Here is a 5,232-nt window from a genome sequence, read left to right as displayed (position 1 = left end):
GCAATAGTGCTTTCGGTAATACAAAAAAACCCTCACCGAAAAAATCGGGCGGACGTCGACGCTAAGTAGAAATAACTCTATGCTACAATCACGTCATTAAAACCCCTTTTTAGGAATATTCATGAGTTCTATCGATTTCTCTCAACTTCCCCATACCCCGTGTTACATCTGTGAAGAGGCTCTTTTGGAAAAGAATCTGCTCGTGATGGAGCGGGTACAGAGAGAATCGGGGGCGAAAATCATCCTCGCCCTCAAAGGGTTCGCGATGTGGTCGACATTTCCCCTCGTCTCCAAATACCTCCACGGATGCACGGCGAGCGGCTTGCACGAAGCCAAGTTGGCACGCGAAAAGATGAACAAAGAGGTACACACCTACTCTCCGGCATTCAAAGACGAAGATATCGACGAGATCGCGCGAATCAGCGATGACATTGTCTTTAACTCTCCCGCGCAGTTTCACCGCTACTATGAGCGGGTCAAATCGATCAATCCATCGATCAAAGTGTCATTGCGCGTCAATCCCGAATACTCCTCCAGCCCCGTCGATCTCTATAACCCGTGTGGACTCTACAGCCGTCTGGGGACGACATTGGCGAATTTCGATGAGAATATCGTGAGCCAACTCGACGGGCTGAACTTTCATGCCCTGTGCGAACAAAACGTGGATGCGTTGGAGGGGGTTCTCGAAGCGTTTGAAGATAAATTCGGCAAATATATCGATGGAATGCAGTATGTCAATTTTGGGGGAGGGCACCATATCACCCGCGTGGATTATGATGTAGATCGTTTGATCAAAGTGATCAAAGCGTTCAAAGCGCGCCATAACGACATCACCGTCTATCTCGAACCGGGAGAAGCGGTGGGCTGGCAGACGGGTCCGTTGGTCGCATCGGTACTCGACATCGTCCATAACGGGATGGACATCGCAATCCTCGACACCTCCGCCGAAGCACACATGCCCGATACCCTCGCGATGCCGTATCGTGCGATGGTTCGCGGTTCGGGGGAAGCGGGAGAGAAAGCTTATACGTATCGTTTCGGCGGTAATACGTGTCTGGCGGGGGATATCATGGGGGATTATTCATTCGATGAACCGCTCAAAGTAGGGGACAAGGTTATTTTTGAAGATCAGATCCACTATACGTTTGTGAAAAATACGACGTTTAACGGGATCAAGCTCCCATCTCTTGCAATCTGGACAAAAGAGGGAAAACTCGAAATCGTTCACGAATTCGGGTACGAGGATTATCGAAACCGACTTTCCTAAGCTTTCTTAAATGATTTGATCTCACAATGTATCAATAATCTTGTAGTGATACAAATCGCAAAGAAGCATTAATCGCATTGATATAGCTTTGTACAGAGGCGATACCTTTGTAAGCAATATCAAATGCAGTTCCATGATCGACCGAAGTACGGATGATCGGCAATCCCAATGAGACATTAATCCCCTCGTCAAAATAGAGTGCCTTGAGGGGAGCAAGCCCTTGATCGTGATACATTGCGGCTATCATCGTGTAGCGTTCACGAAAACGGGGAGTAAAGGCGATGTCGGGTACGATGGGACCTACAAAAACCTCTTTGCCGATTTGGGCATTGGTTTGTTTGATCGCCGCTTCGATAAAGCGCTCTTCGTCTCCTAATACCCCATGATCTCCTGCATGGGGATTAAGCCCCAAAACCGCGATAGGTTCATGTTTTGTGGTTTGATAGAGTTGAAGAAAGAACGAAACCAAGGGATCGGTTTGGATATGGGAGGCGACGTCGCGCAACGGAATGTGCTCGGTGTAGAGAGGAACATAGAGTTTCTCACATCCGAGCATCATGATGGCGTCACACTCGAATAGATCGCGAAGGGCATCGGTGTGACCGACATACTTGATTCCCGCTTTCATCCATGCCTCTTTATGTATGGGGAGGGTGGTGATCGCATCGACAACGCCTGATTTGGCAAGTGTGATAGCAGCGATAAATGATGCATAGCTGTAACGACCACTTTGCGCATCTACAATTCCGGGTTGAATTGTAAATCCACCCGATATTTCATGACACTCAAAATCTTCCGGTAACGCTTGCTTGAGCAGTGATGCAGCTTGAGTAGCCATTGAGCGGCTGATACAGTAGAGAGGATGAACATATTGTTTAATATCATTATGTGCGCGTAGAGCGATTTCGAACCCGACTCCATTCAAATCTCCGACACTGATCGCGATGCGTTTTAGCGTCGGCATAGTGCTTTCATGTCCGATACGGCGGTTGATAATCCGGTAAAGACTGATCTTGCGATGATGCTTTGACCGATATTGAGTTCTTCAATTGTATCAATATTGACGATCGGGGTGACGTTTTGATAATTCAAACCGTGACCAGCCGCAACCTTGAGTCCAAGCGAACGGGCATAGTTAGCTGCATCAACGATAGTGCCGTAAGCATTTTCAAGCATGTTGTCGAGTTCGTGGCGAGACAGGTTCAGTGACTCGATGCTGTGATGAGAGTGGGGAAGGGCAGAATGGCGCATGGCATAGAGATTAGCGTAACTTCCGGTATGAAGCTCTACCCATTCCGCCCCCAACCGCTCACTTGCTTCTATCGCTTCACGCGTTGGATCGATGAAGAGGGATACTTCTATTTCATGCTGCTTGAGCTGTTTAATAGCATCTAATATTAGATTATAATGTCCAATGACATCTAATCCCCCCTCTGTGGTTACTTCGCGCCGTTTTTCAGGGACGAGAGTCGCGCGATGAGGACGAAGAGCACAAACAATGTCGATAATTGATGGTTCGATGGCACATTCGAGATTGACGGGGATCGGAGACGTTGTGATAATCCGATAGGCATCGTCATCATGGATATGACGCCGGTCTTCTCGTAGATGGATTGTGATCTGGTCAGCACCGCTTTGCGCACAGATGGCGAGAGCCATGAGTGGATCGGGATCATTAATTTTACGAGCTTCACGGAGTACGGCGATATGATCGATATTGACACCAAGATTCATTTTAGGCTTGACGGCGTGCATAAAAATCCTTTTTAAATTCTTTAAATTTCCCTTCTATTATCGCTTGGCGTGCTTGTTTGACCAGCCATAGATAGTAGTGGAGATTATGAAGCGATGCGAGGCGAAAATAGGTGATTTCACGAGAGCGGAAGAGGTGGTGCAAATAGGCACGACTGTATCGTCGGCACGTGTAGCACTCACACGCGGGATCGATAGGCTCAGAGTCAAATTTATAGCGTGCGCCTTTGATGTTTACTTTTCCAAACGTCGTAAAGAGGGTTCCGTTGCGGGCATTGCGGGTCGGCATAACACAGTCGAACATATCGACCCCCCGTTCGATGTTCTCTACCAAATCTTCGGGCGTTCCGACCCCCATCAGATAGCGGGGCTTATTACTCGGCATCAGTGGTGTCGTGTGTTCGACCGTATCGTACATTAGGTTATTCGCTTCACCGACCGAGAGACCCCCGATGGCGAATCCGTCATAATCCATAGCACACAGCTCTTCGGCCGATTGGGTGCGAAAGTTAAAGTCTGTTCCCCCCTGGATAATCGCAAATATGTTTTGATCCAGCCCGATCCCTTTGGTCTGATTGTTGCGGTGGTAATCGATCGATTGCTGCGCCCACTGGGTTGTCCGCTGGATCGAGGTTTTGATCCGCTCTTGCGTGGCGGGGAGGGCGACGAGATCGTCCAAAATCATCATAATATCGCTGTTTAGGTTGTTTTGGATGTCGATCACTTTTTCGGGGGTAAAGAAGTGCTTGCTCCCGTCGATGTGGCTGCGAAATTCGATCCCCGATTCGGTCGGTTTGGAGATGTCGCTGAGGCTGAAGGCTTGAAACCCGCCGCTGTCGGTCAAAAAGCTGTTCGGATAGGTGGTAAAACCGTGCAGCCCGCCGAGCTTTGCGATCGTCTCATCTCCAGGGCGCAAATAGGTATGATAGGTATTGGCGAGGATGATCTGCGTATCGAGCAGATCGGTCATGTCGGACATATCGAGTGCTTTTACCGAACCTACCGTCCCCACGGGCATGAAAATAGGGGTTTGGATCGTAGAGTGCGCCGTGGTGATGGTACAGGCTCGTGCGTTGCCGCAGGTAGCATCGACGTGAAATTGCATAAAAGACCTTAAGTTTTTTCGTTATTTTAGCGCATCTAAACGGGTTTGTCATTATTACAGTAAGGAATAGAATATTTCATCTTGTTGGGCAACATCGTTGCAGAAGCCTTAGTTATAGAATCTTGGCTATAATACCGAAAACATTTATGCAGGAAATTTTATGAGCATTGAACACTCTCAAGCAGCTTTTGAAAAAGCCCAAAATTTGATTCCGGGTGGTGTAAACTCGCCGGTTCGTGCGTTTAAAAGCGTCGGTGGTATCCCCCGTTTTATCGCGCGCGGAGAGGGCGGATACTTGGTCGACATTGATGAAAACCGTTATGTCGATTATGTCCAAAGCTGGGGACCGTTGATCTTCGGACATCGTGATGAGTCGATTGAAAATGCGGTGATCGAAGCGGTCAAACACGGTCTTAGTTTCGGTGCACCGACCGAAGCGGAGTCAGAGCTTGCAGAGTTGATTATCTCCATTTATGATTCCATTGAGAAGATCCGTTTTGTGAGCAGCGGAACCGAAGCAGTAATGAGCGCTATCCGTCTTGCTCGCGGATTTACGGGACGTGATGACATCGTTAAATTCACGGGATGCTATCATGGTCACAGCGATGCGTTGCTCGTCCAAGCGGGTTCAGGTGCGGTGACATTCGGAACTCCGAGTTCACCAGGTGTCCCTGCCGATTTCACTAAACATACTCTATTGGCGGAATACAACAATATCGAGAGTGTAAAAGCGTGTTTCAAAGAGAGCCCGGGGATCGCCTGTGTTATTATCGAGCCGATTGCCGGAAATATGGGTCTCGTCCCCGCGACCAAAGATTTTCTTGCACAATTACGTGCAGTATGTGACGAGTACGGTGCGCTCCTCATTTTCGACGAGGTTATGAGTGGATTCCGTGCATGTTTGTACGGTGCAGAGAGCATTACGGGAACCAAACCTGATTTGGTAACGCTTGGCAAAGTAATCGGCGGCGGTATGCCGGTCGGTGCATTCGGCGGTCGCCGTGAGATCATGGCACACCTCTCACCGGAAGGGGGCGTATATCAAGCAGGAACTCTCAGTGGGAATCCGGTGGCGATGGCGGCAGGATTGGCGTCTATCCATAAACTC

5 protein-coding genes are annotated in these 5,232 nt (G+C 48.9%); 2 read left to right on the top strand and 3 right to left on the bottom strand.

What is annotated here, in order from left to right; translation table 11 throughout:
• The first annotated feature begins 121 nt into the window (after nt 1-121).
• Entirely contained in the window at nt 122-1,267 is a 1,146-nt protein-coding gene (nspC, locus tag JHC35_RS07040) for a carboxynorspermidine decarboxylase (RefSeq protein WP_295043452.1), read from the top strand.
• A 31-nt stretch (nt 1,268-1,298) separates the two neighbouring features.
• On the opposite strand, the gene pdxA is transcribed toward nspC, so the two are convergent.
• From pdxA to tgt, 3 genes are read right to left on the bottom strand one after another with little or no spacing between them, the layout of a single operon-like run.
• Nucleotides 1,299-2,231 carry a 4-hydroxythreonine-4-phosphate dehydrogenase gene (gene pdxA / locus JHC35_RS07035; RefSeq protein ID WP_295043450.1) on the bottom strand — a complete coding sequence of 311 codons (933 nt, stop codon included), beginning with the start codon at nt 2,229-2,231 and terminating at the stop codon, nt 1,299-1,301.
• The gene (locus JHC35_RS07030) at nt 2,219-3,001 is read right to left on the bottom strand and encodes a pyridoxine 5'-phosphate synthase (RefSeq protein ID WP_295043454.1); all 783 of its coding nucleotides are present in this window, start codon (nt 2,999-3,001) and stop codon (nt 2,219-2,221) included. The genes pdxA and JHC35_RS07030 overlap by 13 nt, the downstream gene beginning before the upstream one ends.
• A gap of 1 nt (nt 3,002) precedes the next feature.
• The gene (gene tgt / locus JHC35_RS07025; protein ID WP_295043447.1) at nt 3,003-4,124 is read right to left on the bottom strand and encodes a tRNA guanosine(34) transglycosylase Tgt; all 1,122 of its coding nucleotides are present in this window, start codon (nt 4,122-4,124) and stop codon (nt 3,003-3,005) included.
• 160 nt (nt 4,125-4,284) lie between these two features.
• On the opposite strand from tgt, the gene JHC35_RS07020 reads away from it, so the two are divergent.
• On the top strand, nt 4,285-5,232 hold a 948-nt coding region (locus JHC35_RS07020), incomplete at its 3' end, for a glutamate-1-semialdehyde 2,1-aminomutase (protein ID WP_295043444.1).

This window comes from Sulfuricurvum sp. (assembly GCF_022759005.1).
GTDB lineage: Bacteria > Campylobacterota > Campylobacteria > Campylobacterales > Sulfurimonadaceae > Sulfuricurvum.
This window is presented reverse-complemented; position numbering and strand designations above follow the sequence as displayed.

Coding starts and splice junctions, on each gene's coding strand:
- tgt (WP_295043447.1), bottom strand. CDS start 4,124: ATGCAATTTCACGTCGATGCTACCTGCGGCAACGCACGAGCCTGTACC.
- JHC35_RS07030 (WP_295043454.1), bottom strand. CDS start 3,001: ATGAATCTTGGTGTCAATATCGATCATATCGCCGTACTCCGTGAAGCT.
- pdxA (WP_295043450.1), bottom strand. CDS start 2,231: ATGCCGACGCTAAAACGCATCGCGATCAGTGTCGGAGATTTGAATGGA.
- nspC (WP_295043452.1), top strand. CDS start 122: ATGAGTTCTATCGATTTCTCTCAACTTCCCCATACCCCGTGTTACATC.